This is a genomic window from Mycobacterium sp. NGS58, assembly GCF_059812385.1.
Genome location: NZ_JCALCO010000016.1, coordinates 32,286 through 45,941, shown reverse-complemented (window position 1 = coordinate 45,941; position 13,656 = coordinate 32,286). Strand labels below are relative to the sequence as shown.

The 13,656-nt window shown below is 67.5% G+C and carries 17 protein-coding genes; 7 read left to right on the top strand and 10 right to left on the bottom strand.

Translation table 11 applies throughout. The annotated features are described in order from the left end of the window. Positions 1-175 precede the first annotated feature (175 nt). The 4 genes from AC5Y4H_RS16215 to mrf form a co-directional block, all read right to left on the bottom strand. Positions 176-1,645 carry a PPE family protein gene (locus AC5Y4H_RS16215; RefSeq protein WP_499983198.1) on the bottom strand — a complete coding sequence of 490 codons (1,470 nt, stop codon included), beginning with the start codon at positions 1,643-1,645 and terminating at the stop codon, positions 176-178. A 148-nt stretch (positions 1,646-1,793) separates the two neighbouring features. Next, the gene (locus AC5Y4H_RS16210) at positions 1,794-2,699 is read right to left on the bottom strand and encodes a class I SAM-dependent methyltransferase (protein ID WP_499983197.1); all 906 of its coding nucleotides are present in this window, start codon (positions 2,697-2,699) and stop codon (positions 1,794-1,796) included. A gap of 69 nt (positions 2,700-2,768) precedes the next feature. Next, positions 2,769-3,023 (bottom strand): type B 50S ribosomal protein L31, encoded by a 255-nt coding sequence (locus AC5Y4H_RS16205; RefSeq protein ID WP_499983196.1) that lies wholly within the window; start codon positions 3,021-3,023, stop codon positions 2,769-2,771. After that, on the bottom strand, positions 3,020-4,216 hold the full coding sequence (mrf, locus tag AC5Y4H_RS16200) for a ribosome hibernation factor-recruiting GTPase MRF (protein ID WP_499983195.1): 1,197 nt from the start codon (positions 4,214-4,216) through the stop codon (positions 3,020-3,022). The genes AC5Y4H_RS16205 and mrf overlap by 4 nt, the downstream gene beginning before the upstream one ends. A gap of 104 nt (positions 4,217-4,320) precedes the next feature. On the opposite strand from mrf, the gene rpmB reads away from it, so the two are divergent. The 4 genes from rpmB to AC5Y4H_RS16180 all read left to right on the top strand — a co-directional run bounded on the left by rpmB (position 4,321) and on the right by AC5Y4H_RS16180 (position 5,453). Continuing rightward, a complete protein-coding gene (rpmB, locus tag AC5Y4H_RS16195; RefSeq protein WP_499983194.1) occupies positions 4,321-4,557 on the top strand; it encodes a 50S ribosomal protein L28 in 237 nt (78 codons plus the stop codon). Next, complete coding sequence (rpmG, locus tag AC5Y4H_RS16190) at positions 4,557-4,721, top strand: 50S ribosomal protein L33 (RefSeq protein ID WP_499983193.1); 165 nt, start codon at positions 4,557-4,559, stop codon at positions 4,719-4,721. The genes rpmB and rpmG overlap by 1 nt, the downstream gene beginning before the upstream one ends. A gap of 82 nt (positions 4,722-4,803) precedes the next feature. Then, complete coding sequence (gene rpsR / locus AC5Y4H_RS16185) at positions 4,804-5,067, top strand: 30S ribosomal protein S18 (RefSeq protein WP_499983192.1); 264 nt, start codon at positions 4,804-4,806, stop codon at positions 5,065-5,067. Continuing rightward, positions 5,064-5,453 carry a hypothetical protein gene (locus tag AC5Y4H_RS16180; RefSeq protein ID WP_499983191.1) on the top strand — a complete coding sequence of 130 codons (390 nt, stop codon included), beginning with the start codon at positions 5,064-5,066 and terminating at the stop codon, positions 5,451-5,453. Before rpsR ends, AC5Y4H_RS16180 begins: the two co-directional genes overlap by 4 nt. A gap of 4 nt (positions 5,454-5,457) precedes the next feature. Here the strand turns inward: AC5Y4H_RS16180 and AC5Y4H_RS16175 are convergent, their stop codons facing one another. From AC5Y4H_RS16175 to AC5Y4H_RS16160, 4 genes are all read right to left on the bottom strand, one after another. Beyond that, positions 5,458-6,195, bottom strand: coding sequence for a TIGR03943 family putative permease subunit (locus AC5Y4H_RS16175; RefSeq protein ID WP_499983190.1), 738 nt, complete (start codon positions 6,193-6,195; stop codon positions 5,458-5,460). Continuing rightward, positions 6,195-7,187: a permease gene (locus AC5Y4H_RS16170; RefSeq protein WP_499983189.1), complete on the bottom strand. Its 993-nt coding sequence runs from the start codon at positions 7,185-7,187 to the stop codon at positions 6,195-6,197. Before AC5Y4H_RS16170 ends, AC5Y4H_RS16175 begins: the two co-directional genes overlap by 1 nt. 69 nt (positions 7,188-7,256) lie before the next feature. Beyond that, positions 7,257-8,828: a PPE domain-containing protein gene (locus tag AC5Y4H_RS16165; protein WP_499983188.1), complete on the bottom strand. Its 1,572-nt coding sequence runs from the start codon at positions 8,826-8,828 to the stop codon at positions 7,257-7,259. 82 nt (positions 8,829-8,910) lie between these two features. Continuing rightward, on the bottom strand, positions 8,911-9,819 hold the full coding sequence (locus AC5Y4H_RS16160) for an oxygenase MpaB family protein (protein WP_499983187.1): 909 nt from the start codon (positions 9,817-9,819) through the stop codon (positions 8,911-8,913). A 92-nt stretch (positions 9,820-9,911) separates the two neighbouring features. On the opposite strand from AC5Y4H_RS16160, the gene AC5Y4H_RS16155 reads away from it, so the two are divergent. Beyond that, complete coding sequence (locus AC5Y4H_RS16155) at positions 9,912-10,559, top strand: TetR/AcrR family transcriptional regulator (RefSeq protein WP_499983186.1); 648 nt, start codon at positions 9,912-9,914, stop codon at positions 10,557-10,559. A 52-nt stretch (positions 10,560-10,611) separates the two neighbouring features. On the opposite strand, the gene AC5Y4H_RS16150 is transcribed toward AC5Y4H_RS16155, so the two are convergent. Both AC5Y4H_RS16150 and AC5Y4H_RS16145 read right to left on the bottom strand, forming a co-directional pair. After that, entirely contained in the window at positions 10,612-11,160 is a 549-nt protein-coding gene (locus AC5Y4H_RS16150) for a hypothetical protein (protein ID WP_499983185.1), read from the bottom strand. 29 nt (positions 11,161-11,189) lie between these two features. After that, on the bottom strand, positions 11,190-11,771 hold the full coding sequence (locus AC5Y4H_RS16145) for a VOC family protein (RefSeq protein WP_499983184.1): 582 nt from the start codon (positions 11,769-11,771) through the stop codon (positions 11,190-11,192). Positions 11,772-11,957: 186 nt separating this feature from the next. Here AC5Y4H_RS16145 and AC5Y4H_RS16140 point away from each other — a divergent pair, with 186 nt between their 5' ends. After that, positions 11,958-12,503, top strand: a complete 546-nt coding sequence (locus AC5Y4H_RS16140; RefSeq protein ID WP_499983266.1) for a TetR/AcrR family transcriptional regulator — start codon at positions 11,958-11,960, stop codon at positions 12,501-12,503. A gap of 14 nt (positions 12,504-12,517) precedes the next feature. Then, positions 12,518-13,648: an alpha/beta hydrolase family protein gene (locus AC5Y4H_RS16135; protein WP_499983183.1), complete on the top strand. Its 1,131-nt coding sequence runs from the start codon at positions 12,518-12,520 to the stop codon at positions 13,646-13,648. The last annotated feature ends 8 nt before the right edge of the window (positions 13,649-13,656 follow it).

Genomic DNA, 13,656 nt, shown 5'->3' with positions numbered 1-13,656 from the left:
GCACAGCCTGAACCTGTCCGCCATGCCCAGCCGGATCAGGGATGACACCGTCCGCACCGGCGCGGTCATAGCAAGGCTCCTAGTAGATCGGGTGAGCTCGACGACCGCCCCGACCGGTAGCCGCGGAACGATCACGCAGCCAATAGTCGGCCGGCGGCCCGAAAAAGTTCCCCGGTTAATCGCTGTTCCAGCTGCCTGGCAACATCGGCGCCGAGGGTCCGCTTCCGAACTCGTCACCGGCCAGCGTGGTCAGGCCCGCGGCCTCGGTGCTAGCCACCGGCGCCGTTCCGGCAAAGCCCAGTGAGCCCGCGCCGCGATCGGATGCGATCGACGAGCCCGGATCGGATACCGGCCCGTCATCCGGTTCCAGGTCCGCGTACTCGTAGCCGCGGTAGTGATCTTTCATCGTCGCCCGACGTTGCCGCCGCGCCCGCTGCCTTTCCGACACCGACGCCGCTGCCGGTGCGGCGGCCGCGGCGGAACTCGGCTCGGACCCCTTGCGCTGCGCGCCGCTGCCCATGCCGGCGTCGGTGCCGATGCCGGGCCCACCCACCAAATAAGGGAAGGCGACCGCCTCGCCGCCGGTCACGGGCGGCGGCGCCGGCGTTGCGGGCGCAGGGACCGAGGCCGGTGTGGGCGCCGGAGCGGGAGTGGAGGCGGGGGACGGCGCCGGCGCGGTGACCGGCGCAGCGCTCACGAGCGGAGCGCTGCTGACGGCCGGCGCTGCGGGCGCCTCCGGCACCGGCGCGGGCACGGCGGCGGGTTCCGGAATCGGGGCCGGGGCGGGCTGGATCCCGGCCAGCAGGGTCAAACCCGCTATGCCTGCCCCAAATCCCCCCGGCACGGCGAAGGGGAGAGCCGCAAGCTGGGGAAAGGTCTGAAGGGCCTCGCCCAGGTGGTCGAATTCGTCGGCAATGAGCAGTGGAATGTCGCGGAACAAATCCTCTATCGCGTCGACCGGGTCGGTGGGGAATTCCGACAAGTCTCTTCCCAGAGTGTCGATGATCTCGGTGACGCGGTTTAACCACCAGCTCAGCTGGGTCGGGTCGCCGCCGTCGTTGTCGACGATCCCGCCGTCGTCGTCACTGTCGTCGCCGCTGCTGTCGGCATTGACGATGACGGGCGCCGGGTCGGTCTGCGGCGTCGACGCCACCGCCGCACTGGACACCGCTTGGTAGGTGGTCATCGTGGTGGCCGCCTGGACCCACATCCGCGCGTAATCCGCCTCATTGAGCGCGATCGGAATCGTGTTGATGCCAAAGAAATTGGTCGCCACCAAGACGCCATGGACGGTGTGGTTGGCGGCCAGTTCGGGCAGCGTCGGCATGGTGGCCAGCGCCGCGGTGTAGGCAGTGGCGGCCGTCTCGTGCCGCGCGGCGGCCACCGCGCTGTTGGCACTGGTCCGCATCAGCCACGCCAGATAGGGCAGGTGGGCGGCCGCGTACCGCTCGGCGGTGGGGCCCTCCCACGCTCCGGCCTGCACCGCGGCCAGGGTCGCGGAGAGTTCGTCGGCCGCTGACGCGTAAGTCGTGCTCAACGAACTCCAGGCGGCCGCGGCGGCCAGCAGGCCGGCCGGCCCGGGACCGCTGCTCAGCAGCGTGGAGTGAACCTCCGGGGGAAACGCCATCCACACCGGTGCGGTCATCCTCCGGACTCCTTGCCGGCTGAAGCCGGCGTCGCCCGGGCTGTTGAGCGACGCACCGATCAGCCGTGAGTAGTCGGAAAGCGGCGCGCGAAAGTTCCGGCGCGAGGTCAACTCATCGAAAACTCATGAAAACCGCGACCGCGGGAGGTCAGGCCTTGACGGCGCTCACCAGGGTATTGCGCGCGATCATCGGCCCGGCCTCGGTCTGGGGGCCGGGCACCGGACGGCCGAACTGGCGGAGGTAGTCGGCCAACGGAGTGCCGACCGCGTCCCAGCCGTGATTGCCGAACCATTCCGTGGCCGGGGCATGCCGCTCGTTGTAGACCAGCTGGAAGAACACCCGCCCGTCGCCCTGCGCGGTGGCCGCCCGTTCTTCTGCCACTGCGGCGTCGAAGGCCTCGGGCTCCATCGGGGCGCCGTCCTCGACCGCGACGTGGCTGCCGTGGCCGGCCAGGCCGTCGATGCCGGTGAACAGCTGCTCCTCTGCGGCCGCCGGGAGGTAGATCAACAGCCCCTCGGCGATCCATGCCGACGGTTTGTCGGGGTCAAAGCCGGTGTCGCGCAGGGCTTGCGGCCAGTCATCACGCAGGTCGATGGCGATCTCACGACGCTCGGCACGCGGTTGGGCGCCGGCGCCGGTAAGCACCTCGCGCTTGAAATCGAGCACTTGCGGCTGATCGAGCTCGAAGATCGTCGTCGCGGCCGGCCAGTCCAGGCGGTAGGCGCGCGAGTCCAGGCCCGCCGCCAAGACGACCACCTGACGCACGCCCGCGTCCGCCGCACGACGGAAATAGTCGTCGAAAAACCTGGTGCGGGCACCCTGGAAGGTGACGAAATTCTCGCCGAAGTCGGCGGTCGTCAGCTGGTGGTCTGGCTCCTTGCCGTCGAGGACGTCCGCCCACGAACCGCCCACGGCGCGGCAGAAGACTTCCGCGTACGGATCCACGGCCAACGGGTCGGGCTTTTGCGCCTCCAACGCCCTTGCTGCGGCCACGAACAACGCGGTCGAACCCACGCTCGTGGTGATGTCCCAGGTATCGCCTTCGCTACGCACCCAACCCACAGTACGCCGCGCCGCCGACACACCTTTTCCGGTGGCGCGCAACGGTAATGACGCACGTCGCTATTTGTCGCCGTAGCGGCGACGGAACTTCTCCACCTGCCCGGCGCTGTCGACCACGCGACGACTGCCGGTCCAGAACGGATGCGAATCAGAGGTGATTTCGACGACGACCAGTGGATAGGTGCAGACTCCCCGCGACGTTTGCCACTCGACCGTGCGCGAACTCGTGAGGGTCGATCGGGTCGGGAACATCGCACCGGTGGTGGCGTCCTGGAAAACGACCGGGTGGTAGTCCGGGTGGACGCCGGGTTTCACGAGGGGTCACCGTCCTGCTGGGTGTGCCGGACCGCATCTTCGGCTTCCGCCCGGTCCGTGCACGGCTCCTCGTGCCAGTCGCCGAACGGGTCCTCGTAGCGGATCCAGTCGCTCGGGCGCCGCATCTCGTCGTCGGTGAGCAAAGCGCCGTGCAGGGCCTCCAGGATGTCGGCGGAACTTGCGCCGCACACCAATACGACCATCGCCGTGTGCCGATCGCCGTACCGAGCGTCCCAGCTCAATTCGGCGAAAGCTCGTCGCTCGGCGTCGATTCCGTTCAGCTCGATGTCGTTGAGGACGGCCAGCCACTTGCCGGCCGAACTCACCCGGAGCCCGGCACCGGCGGACTCCAACCACATCGCCCGGTCGGGTTGGCTGGCCAGCCAGAGCCGGCCCCGGGTTCTGATCACACCGGCCAGCAGCAGATCCAGGCACGCGTGCAGGCGCTGCGGGTGGAACGGGCGCCGGGAATTGAACTCCGTCAATGCGATTGGCCCGCGGGGCTCCAGTGGGGGCTGACCGATCAGCAGCGGGCCGTGCGGATCATCGCTGCGACCACGGCGCGCGTCGCGATACAGATTGATCAGCGCGTCCTCGACGCCGTCGGCCCCCACCCGAACGCGGGCCCGCGGGGACAGCCGGTGCAGCACGGCCGAGACGAACGGATTGAGCTGATTGAGCACCAGTACGTCGGCGAATTCGGCCTGGCCGATCACCACCTGCGCCTCGGTGCGCCCGTCGGCCAGTTCGTCCTCACCCAGCGCCTGCTCGAGCCACGTCGACGAATCGACACAGCTCACCACTGCCGCGATCGACACGTCCAACGCCGCGGGCCCATCGACGTAGCCCGGCGCCACGCGCACCCGAACGTGCTTGATTGCCAGGCAGATTGGCTCGGGTTCCAGCCAGGGCACCAGGTGCACGACGATCCGGTCGACGTCGTCGCGACGGTGCAACCGGCGCAACAACACCAGCAGGTCGTTGCGGATGGTGCACGAAACGCAGCCATGCGCGAGTTCCAGGCCGGTCTCATCCGACGTCAACACGCCGCCGGAAAGCATCGCCGTCGTTCGGCACACCACCTGACCGTCGAAGCGGTGCTCGACCACCAGCGTTCCCGGGCTGCGCAGCAACGCGCCCACCACTGGGTCGGTGTGGCTCTGCCCGGCGACCAGGATGACGGGCGTCGGCATCGTCCTCCTTATTGATAATCATTTTCATTTGGCTCATTCATGCGGTACCGTTCATGACGGGCCTTGTCGAAAATGATTTTCAATAAGCTGCGGGGAGGTGCACGGTGTCCGCCCACTGTCAAGTGACCGGCCGGCGACCGGGTTTTGGTAATGCGGTCTCGCATTCGAACCGCCGAACGTCTCGGCGGTTCGACCCCAACATCCAGCTCAAGACGTATTACCTGCGCTCGGAGCGGCGCCGGATCCGGCTGCGGGTCAGCGCCAAGGGCATCAAGGTGATCGACCGTGACGGCATCGAGGCGGTCGTGGCCCGCCTGCGCCGCGAAGGGCAGCGAATCTGATGGCACGCAACGAGATTCGGCCCCTGGTCAGGCTGCGTTCCACCGCGGGAACCGGATATACGTACATCACCCGCAAGAACCGTCGTAACGACCCCGACCGGCTACTGCTCCGCAAGTACGACCCCGTCATCCGCCGCCACGTCGAGTTCCGCGAGGAGCGCTGAGCATGGCGAAGAAATCCAAGATCGTCAAGAACGAGTTGGTGCACGCCGGACAGCTACCCGGCGTGCGGAAGGCGAGCTGGTGATGGCCGGGAAAGCCGCACGGGCCCGCAGGCCCGCGTTACCGGCCGCCCGCTCACGAAGGAATCTGCTGCACAGCCTCTTACTGGACGCGGTCGACTACAAGGACACCGCGACGCTGCGCGTGTTTATCTCCGAACGCGGCAAGATCAGATCCCGTCAGGTCACCGGCCTCTCCGTTCAGCAACAACGTCAGGTTGCAGCGGCCATCAAGAGCGCCAGGGAAATGGCGCTGCTGCCCTACCCCGGACGGCACACGGCGCGATGACGCCGCACCGCCGCGGCACCGACCGCCCCTTCACCGTGATCGTCTGCGCGGCTTGCGCCGTCGATCACAAGCTGTCGGTGATCGACGAACTGCGTCCCACCATCCGGTGCTGCCCGCACTCCGCGCTGGTTTCTGCCGGTTGCATGCTCGGATCCCTCACCTGTGCGTCTCGACCCACCGGTGGCGGCGTCATGGCCCTGGTGCAGCCCTGCACGGATGACCGAGTGGCCTGTGGCCCGGCGCATTGGATAGGCCCCATCACCGACAGCGCTGCCGCCGCCGAGTTACGCGATTGGCTGGAGCGCGGGCAGTGGGAAAACACGCCCGTCCCAAGCCAACTCACGCAGCACGAGCGTTGGTCACGCGGCTGGAGCCGACGCAATTGACCGCTCAACGCGGGTAGGCGTAGGGGTTGGGCGGGGCGTCGATGCGGGTGACCGCAGCGGCCTGCAGTATCGGAGTCGCCGGCGAATTCGGTTGTCGGGGCGCGGGTATGACCTGGCCCTGGACTCGAAGCCAGGTGTTGTCCGGCAGACCGGCCGCAGCCCCGGCGGCCGGGCCGCGCAGGTGGATGCGGGCGAGCTGAGCGTCGGCCGCGCAGCAGATGATGACGATGCGGCCGAGGTCGACGCCCTGCGCCTCGTTGAGTACGAACCCCGTCACGGTGATCGACCGGTTCGTCAACGATCCGGTGGAGTCGTGCGCTTCGCGCATCAGCACCTCGGGGAGCGAGACCTCTGGAGAAGGTCCGGGGGGAAGCGGCGGAAATGTCCTACTCAGAACATCATTGGATACCGATGTCACGGACGGGGCGGCGGCGGAGGGCCGCAGTGCCGGTGGCGCCACGAACATCAGTACCAGGACGGCGACCACCAGCAACCAGGCGATGCCCGTTCGATGGGAATGCTCGTTGCCGTGGTCGCCGGCACCGTCACCTCTTCGGGGTCCGCCGCGACGAATGTCACCGATGATCGACACCAGCGCCAAACCGATGAGCACCACCGCCGATGCGATAAGCCACGGCAGTAGCCCGGGTTTGACGTAGCGGGTGAAGACACCCGACACGGTGATCATGGCGATGCTGATGCCCACCAGGAGCAAGACGGTGTTCTCGGCTTCGCGGCTCATCACCGCGCCCCCAGGACGAAAAGCCCGATCGCACAGGCGCTCGCGGTGGCCGCCAGGAAGGTGCACGGCGCAAAGCGTGCGGCGAATGCCCGGCCGAACATACCTGCCTGCATGGCGAACAACTTGACGTCGACGGCCGGCCCAACGACCAGAAACACGAGGCGGGGCAACAACGGCACCATCGTCATGCTGGCGGCTACGAACGCGTCGGCCTCCGAACACAGGGCGAGCACGACCGCAAGGGCGGCCATCAAAGCGATCCCGAGCACCAAATCGGTCGCCAGATGCGCGAACACCCACTGCGGCGCCGCGACATGAAGCACCGCCGCCGCTGCCGCGCCGAGCACCAAATACGATGCGGCCTGCAAGAAGTCGTGACGGGCCGCCTCGGCGAAGGTCACCCAACGCGGTTCGGTCTGGTTTCCCGCGACGGGCAGCCGGCGGGTGATCCATTCCGCACGACCCCACCGCGACCACACCCAGCCCATCACGACCGCGGTCAGCAGCGACGCACCCATCCGGGCGAAGACCATCCGGGGTTCGCCCGGAAACGCTACCGCCGTGGCGACCAGGACGACCGGGTTGATCGCCGGGGCGGCCAGCATGAACGTCAACGCAGCTGCTCCGGTCGCCCCGCCTTCGCCGAACAACCTGCGCGCCAACGGAACTGAGCCACACTCGCACCCCGGTAGCGCGACGCCACCGACGCCGGCCGCCACCACCGCCAGCGCCGGTCGGCGTGGCAGCCAGCTCGCCAACCGCTGCGGCGATACGAACACCGCGATCAATCCGCTGACCACGACGCCGAGCACCAGGAACGGGATCGCCTGCACGAAGACCCCGCAGAACACGGTGCCCACCGTCGACAGCGCCTCGCTGTTGAAGACCGCATTGCGCAGGGTCGTCGCGGCCAACGCGCAGGCCAGCAGCAGGGCCACCAGCACTTCCATCGACCCGACGCGCAGCCTGCGCCCGGACTTCAGCGTCTCCACCGCGTCATTATCTCAGCGCGCACCAGCTGGAAATTTTGAGACAATTCGGAGGTCACGAGGCCGACCGTGCTAGTCCTCCCCTTCTTCGCTGCGCGACGCCCGATCGCCTTCCGTGCGCCAGGTGGCCGGCATCATCGGCAGCATCGCACCGCCGCCGAACTCATCACCGGCCAGTGTGGTCAATCCGGCCGCTGCGGCCGCCTCCCGGCGGACGGTCCCGGCGAACCCCAGCGTGCCGGCGCCCCGGTCGGACACCCGCGTGGCGTCCCAGTCGGGGTCGACATCGACGTTCATATTCATGAACTCGTGCCCGGGCTGTGTCGCGCGCCGCCGCCGGCGCGCACGGGCCGCCCCTCGCGCGGTAGCGGCCGCAACCGCGGCCACGCTATCCGGTTCTGGCGCTTTCCTTTTCGCGCTCGAGCTGGCGCTCGCACTCATGCCCGAGCCGGTCCCCATCCCTGGTGGGCCGATGACGTACGGAGGAAAGAACCCAGGAGCGGGCGAGGCCGGAACCGGCGATGCTGGAGGCGCACTGGTCACGGTGCTCGTTGTCGAAGTGGGCGCAGGCGCCGGGGCCGAGGCGGGTGCCGCGGCCGGTGCGACGGGGCCCGGCGCCGCGGCGACGACGGGCAAGGCGGGCGGCGCGGGAGCGGCGGCCGGCGGCGGCGCCGGGACGACCGCAGGGACGGGCATGCCGGCCAAGCCGGCCAATCCCGCGAAGCCGCCGATGGCGCCGAAGGGAGCGGCCACGAGGAGCAGCGCCGGCGCCAACAGCTCGGGCGCGCTGGTGAGGATCTCGAGGATGTGGGTAGGCCAGTCGAACAGCGCGAGCTGGACCAGATACTGGAAGGCGAGCGCTGGATTGTGCACCAGGTAGTACCCGAACTGCTCGAAATCCTCCAGCAGTTCCAGGGCGCGCACCACCCAGAAGATGGGGTCCGCGGCGTTCGTATAGGCGTCGTAGTCCAGCCCGTTCACCGTGCCCTGGGCGGGGTCCCAGTTGATCCCGAAATTCTTCAGGATTTTGGCGATGAAGTCGTTGAGCGGATTGTCGATTGTGGGGTCGTGGTCCGGGCCGGACGAATCATCGCTTGGGGCATCGGATTTCACGATGGGCGGCGCCGGATCTGACTGCGGTGTCGACGCGACGGCCGCGGTAGATACCGCTTGATAGGTGGACATGGTGGTGGCCGCCTGGGTCCACATCCGCGCGTAGTCGGCCTCGTTGACCGCGATAGGAATTGCGTTGACGCCGAAGAAATTCGTCGCCATCAGGGCTCCGTGCACGGCGTGGTTGGTGGCCAGTTCCGGCAGTGTGGGCATGGCGGCCAAGGCTGCGGTGTAGGCCGCCGCGGCCACCTCGTGTTGACCGGCGGCCGTGGCGCTGTCGGCGCTCGACTTCGTCAACCAGGCCAGGTATGGCGCATGCGCGGCCGAGTAGGACTCGCTCGTGGGTCCCTGCCACGCCCCGGCCTGGACACCCGCCAGCAACGTGCTCAATTCCTCGGCGGCCGAAGCATATTCGGCGCTCAGCTGCGACCACGCACCGGCCGCGGCCAGCAGCGGCCCGGGTCCGGGGCCGCTGCTGAGCAGCGCGGAATGCAGTTCGGGCGGCGAGGCCATCCACATTGGCGCCGTCATAGGCACTCCTCAGGCTGGAAGGGTTACCAGACTGAGAGCCTAATGAATATGATTATCGTTTTCAAATGATCGTGACGCCGTGCTACACGAGCGGGCGGCCGTTCTTGATCCTCCGGTCCAGGTCGTGCAGCAAGACGTTGAACGGGAACTGCCGGATGAACCGCGGTAGATACCGGTTCACCGCGGCCAGCACGGCGATCAGCCTGTCGAAGCGGCGTTGTCTGGTTGCGTCCCAGGGCAGCCGCATCTCGTCACGGAACCGCTGCGGCAAGAAGCCCGTGGTGATCAGCAGCGAGAAGTTGTCGGAGAGGCGCTGCAGCCGACGCGGCATCCGCACGCCCCGAATCCGGTTGGCCGCAATGGGAAACAGGTACTCACGCACGGCGTCGTCGATGTGCACCTTGGCCAGCGACTCTTCCCAGTAGCGGTCGAACGCCGCACGGTCGGCGGGCCACATCTCCGGCGGCACCTGCAGGGTGGTGGCAAGCGTCATGCCCTCCCGGTAGTGACGGTCGGCGTCTTCGCCCTCGAGTTCGCCGATGAACATGCGGTAGATGTCGACGCCGCCCTTGTACAGGCAGGCTCCCACCCACAACTGCAGCGCGGGATCGAAAGCGTTGTAGGACACCGGGCTTTCCGCGGTCGAGTACACCTGCGCGTGGGCACGGTTCACCGCCCGGCGGAAGGCGTCCTTCTGGGCGTCGCTGCCGTTGGTCGCCACGGCCAGGTAGGTGAAGGTCGTGCGGGCGCGCTTGATGGGATGCCGGTCGACGCGGCCACTTTCGACGCGGCTCTCCATTACGCCGTATCCGACGCCTGGCTGCGCCAATTGCATGATCACGTTCGCCGGGCCGGCCAGCAGTGCGGCACCCATCAAGCCCTCGTCGATTCCCCGCGTCCGCCCCCGCCTGCGCCTCCGCGCACGGGGCGGGTCGGTGACTCTGCGCTCGACATGCGCAACCGGCTGGCGCACCGGCTCGTGAATTGCCATCGTCAGGTCCTCCCGCGGGGCGGGTCCGCTAATGTGCGAACGCTTGTTTCCTGATATTGTCGCGGCCGGACCTTAGTGTCAAGATGGTTCCCATGACCGAGAGCGCGCGGCCGTATCGCGGGGTCGAGGCCGCCGAGCGCCTGGCCAGTCGCCGTAACCGGCTGCTCGCCACGGGCCTGGACCTGCTCGGGGCGGAGCTGCAGAACATCTCGGCGGTCACCGTCCGTGGCGTGTGCCGCGGCGCAGGCCTTGCCGCCAGGTACTTCTACGAAAGCTTCGCCGACAAGGACGAGTTCGTCGCCTGCGTGTTCGACTGGGTTGTCGCCGAGCTGGCCGCCACCACGCAGGCGGCCGTCGCCGCGGTGCCGCCCGACGAACAAAACCGCGCCTGCATGACCAACATCGTGCGCACCATCATCGAAGACCCGCGCGTGGGGCGACTGCTGTTCAGCACGCAGCTCGCCGATCCGGTGATCGTGCGCAAACGCGTCGAGTCCAGCGCCCTGTTCGCCATGCTGTCCGGTCAGCACGTCGGTCAGGCGCTACGGGTTCCGGCGAACGAACGGATCAAGGCCGCAGCGCATTTCGTGGTCGGTGGCGTCGGGCAAACCATCAGCGCATGGCTCGCCGGTGACGTCCGACTCGAACCGGAACAGCTCGTCGATCAGCTGGCGGCGCTGCTCGACGAGCTCGCCGAGCCAAATCTGTACCGCCTCACCGAAACACGTGCGGACGCCTAGCGCGCCGCGATGAGTTCAGCGTCGGCCGAGCTCGGGCGAAACCTGCACCGGCTCACGGGAACAGCGGCAGATTCCAGAGCCGCATGCCGGGATCCAGCAGCCACAACCGCATCATGGTGAGCCGCATGATGCGCACCGCGCTGGTGATCATGAAGATCGCCAGCGGCACCTCGACCAGCAGAGCCGTGATCACCGAAAGCCAGATGTCCTTGGGTCCGGCGGTCATCAGGTCGAACCATGCGTCGCAGAACAGTAGGACTCCCGTGGTGAAGGCGGCGAGCACCAGCAACTGACGGCGCAGGTAGCCGAGCACCGCCGTCGTCAGCATGAACCCCACCAGCAGCACGTCGAAACCGATCCAGGTGATGGGCCAGTTGTGCGCGACGTAGTTCTCGGGCAGCGTCACCGACAGGTAGCCCAGCCACGGGACCATCGCCATGGAGCCACCGATCATCAGGCTCAATCGAATGCGCCGCACCCGCGCCAGGAATTCCGGGTCGATCACGTCACCGAGCGGCTGCTCCAGCCGGGTGATCAATGCCCGCCGTTGGTCGGGCGTCAGCGCCGCGATCTGCGCGTCGGTCAGAATGCCGTCGGTCATGAAAACATCTCCGGCTCGGCACGGTCGGATCAGTGAGCGGCGCCCACCGGAGGCCGGCGGTCCGCCGCGGTCTTGGGCACCGCCCGGGCGTCGTCGCTGGTGAACTCCTTGACCCAGCAGGCGAATTCAAGGGTGATGCCGTCGGGATCCTGGAAATAAAACGAACGCACGTAGACGCCGGGATGGACGGTCGCGGACACCTGCATGGGGCTTTCGTCGTGGTTGAGCACCGGCCCGACCCGCACCCCTTTGTCCTTCAGGAGCTGACGGTAGGCGTCGAACTTCTCGGCCGGCACGTGGAAGGCCAGATGGTTCATGGTGCTGACGGCGCTGGTGATGTCGCCGATGCCCGGGATGGCGCCCGGGGACGAGAGCCCCGGTACCCGGTCGGGGGCGTCGGCGAACCAGAAGAACGCGACGCAGTCGCCGTTGCCGGCGTCGAAGAAGAAATGCTGGCCCGCGCCGTCGGGTAGGTCCAGCGACTTGATCAGCGGCATGCCGAGGATATTGCTGTAGAAGTCCACGGTTTTCGCCATGTCCGAACACACCAGCGCGACATGGTTGATGCCGCCGAGTTCGAATTCCGTGTTGGTGTTGTGCGGCTTGATCATCTGGTGGCTCCCCTCGGTCCCCGGCCTGACGATCCTGGCCAAGATCCAAATCTGAATCTAACATCAGTTTCAGTTTTAGCCCAGGGAGGTGCGCAGGTGTCGACCGCGGCGTCCCCCGCCGGCCGGGGCGGCCGGCCCGCCGAGCTTCCCACCGTTCGGGGCAGGCGCACTCGGGCGGCCATCGACATGGCCGCCCGAACCGTCATCGCGCGCAAGGGCGTCCTGGCCACGACCATCGCCGACATCGCCGCCGAAGCCGGACGGTCGGCGGCGTCGTTCTACAACTACTACGACTCCAAAGAGGCGATGGTGCGTCAGTGGGCGCTGCGCTTCCGCGACGAGGCCAACGAGCGCGCGCTCTCGGTGACCGAACACGGTTTATCCGATCGGGAGCGCGCGCACGCCGCCGCATCCGCCCACTGGCACACCTACCGCAATCGGCTCGCCGAGGTGATCAGCGTGTCGCAGCTGGCTATGATCAACGACGACTTCGCCCGGTACTGGGCCGAGATCTGTGAAATACCAATCTCCTTTATAACCGAATCGGTGCGACGCGCCCAGGCCGAGGGCAATTGTCCCGACGACGATCCGCGGCTACTCGCCGAGGCCATCGTGGCGATGTTCAATCAGTTCTGCTACATCCAGCTCGGTGGGGCCCGTGCTTCAGAACCCGACGATCAGGCCTGCATCCAAACCTTGGCCAACATCTACTACCGAGCCATCTATGCGTGAGGGGGACCGCTGAATTGACTCGCCGTACCGGTGCCGGAGTGATACGCGAATTCGTCGGGCTGCCGTCCCGCACCGCGGGGCGCGCGGGCGCGGGCGGGCATCCGTGCCAGGGTCTGTATCACCGGGGGGTGGGACGCAAACCCAAGGTGGCGATGATCGCGACGCACTACCAGATCGACTTCTCCGAGCACTATCTCGCCGACTACATGGCCACGCGCGGCATCGGGTTTCTGGGCTGGAACACCAGGTTCCGTGGTTTCGAAAGCAGCTTTCTGCTCGACCACGCGCTGGTCGACATCGGCGTCGGCGTCCACTGGCTGCGTGAGGTTCAGGGTGTGGAAACCGTTGTGTTGTTGGGTAATTCGGGTGGCGGTTCGTTGATGGCCGCGTACCACTCGCAGACGGCCCAACCGAACGTCACTCCCCTGGAGGGGATGCGGCCCGCGGCCGGACTGACCGAATTGCCCCCCGCCGATGGCTATGTGGCCACCGCGGCCCATCCCGGCCGTCCGGAAGTGCTCACCGCCTGGATGGACGCCGCGGTCGTCGATGAGAACGACCCCGTCGCCACCGACGCCGACCTCGACCTGTTCAACGAGCGCAACGGGCCGCCCTACTCACCGGAATTTCTCGCCCGCTACCGCAGCGCGCAGACTTCACGCAACCACGCGATCACCGACTGGGCCGAGGCCGAGCTCAAACGCATTCGCGCGGCGGGGTTTTCCGATCGCCCGTTCTCCGTGATGCGGACCTGGGCCGATCCCCGCATGGTCGACGCCAGCATCGAGCCCACCAAACGGCAACCCAACATGTGCTACGCGGGCGTCCCGGCCAAAGCGAATCGCTCGGCGCACGGGATCGCCGCGGCCTGCACGCTGCGCAACTGGCTGAGCATGTGGAGCCTGCGGGTGGCGCAAACCCGTGCCGAACCGCACCTGGCCCGAATAACCTGCCCCGCGCTGGTGATCAATGCCGACGCCGACACCGGGGTGTTTCCCTCGGACGCCCAACGCATTTTCGACGCACTCGCCAGCACCGACAAAACGCGGGCATCGGTGGACACCGACCACTACTTCACCACCCCGGGGGCACGCGGCGAGCAGGCCGACATCATCGCCCAATGGATCGCCAAGCGGTGGCGCTGACACTTGTC

Excerpts from the sequence above, each read along its gene's own strand:
- AC5Y4H_RS16175 (WP_499983190.1), bottom strand. The coding sequence starts at position 6,195 with ATGAGCCGCGAAGCCGAGAACACCGTCTTGCTCCTGGTGGGCATCAGC.
- rpsR (WP_499983192.1), top strand. The coding sequence starts at position 4,804 with ATGGCCGGGAAAGCCGCACGGGCCCGCAGGCCCGCGTTACCGGCCGCC.
- AC5Y4H_RS16180 (WP_499983191.1), top strand. The coding sequence starts at position 5,064 with ATGACGCCGCACCGCCGCGGCACCGACCGCCCCTTCACCGTGATCGTC.
- AC5Y4H_RS16165 (WP_499983188.1), bottom strand. The coding sequence starts at position 8,828 with ATGACGGCGCCAATGTGGATGGCCTCGCCGCCCGAACTGCATTCCGCG.
- AC5Y4H_RS16150 (WP_499983185.1), bottom strand. The coding sequence starts at position 11,160 with ATGACCGACGGCATTCTGACCGACGCGCAGATCGCGGCGCTGACGCCC.
- AC5Y4H_RS16160 (WP_499983187.1), bottom strand. The coding sequence starts at position 9,819 with ATGGCAATTCACGAGCCGGTGCGCCAGCCGGTTGCGCATGTCGAGCGC.
- AC5Y4H_RS16155 (WP_499983186.1), top strand. The coding sequence starts at position 9,912 with ATGACCGAGAGCGCGCGGCCGTATCGCGGGGTCGAGGCCGCCGAGCGC.
- AC5Y4H_RS16140 (WP_499983266.1), top strand. The coding sequence starts at position 11,958 with ATGGCCGCCCGAACCGTCATCGCGCGCAAGGGCGTCCTGGCCACGACC.
- AC5Y4H_RS16215 (WP_499983198.1), bottom strand. The coding sequence starts at position 1,645 with ATGACCGCACCGGTGTGGATGGCGTTTCCCCCGGAGGTTCACTCCACG.
- AC5Y4H_RS16145 (WP_499983184.1), bottom strand. The coding sequence starts at position 11,771 with ATGATCAAGCCGCACAACACCAACACGGAATTCGAACTCGGCGGCATC.
- rpmG (WP_499983193.1), top strand. The coding sequence starts at position 4,557 with ATGGCACGCAACGAGATTCGGCCCCTGGTCAGGCTGCGTTCCACCGCG.
- mrf (WP_499983195.1), bottom strand. The coding sequence starts at position 4,216 with ATGCCGACGCCCGTCATCCTGGTCGCCGGGCAGAGCCACACCGACCCA.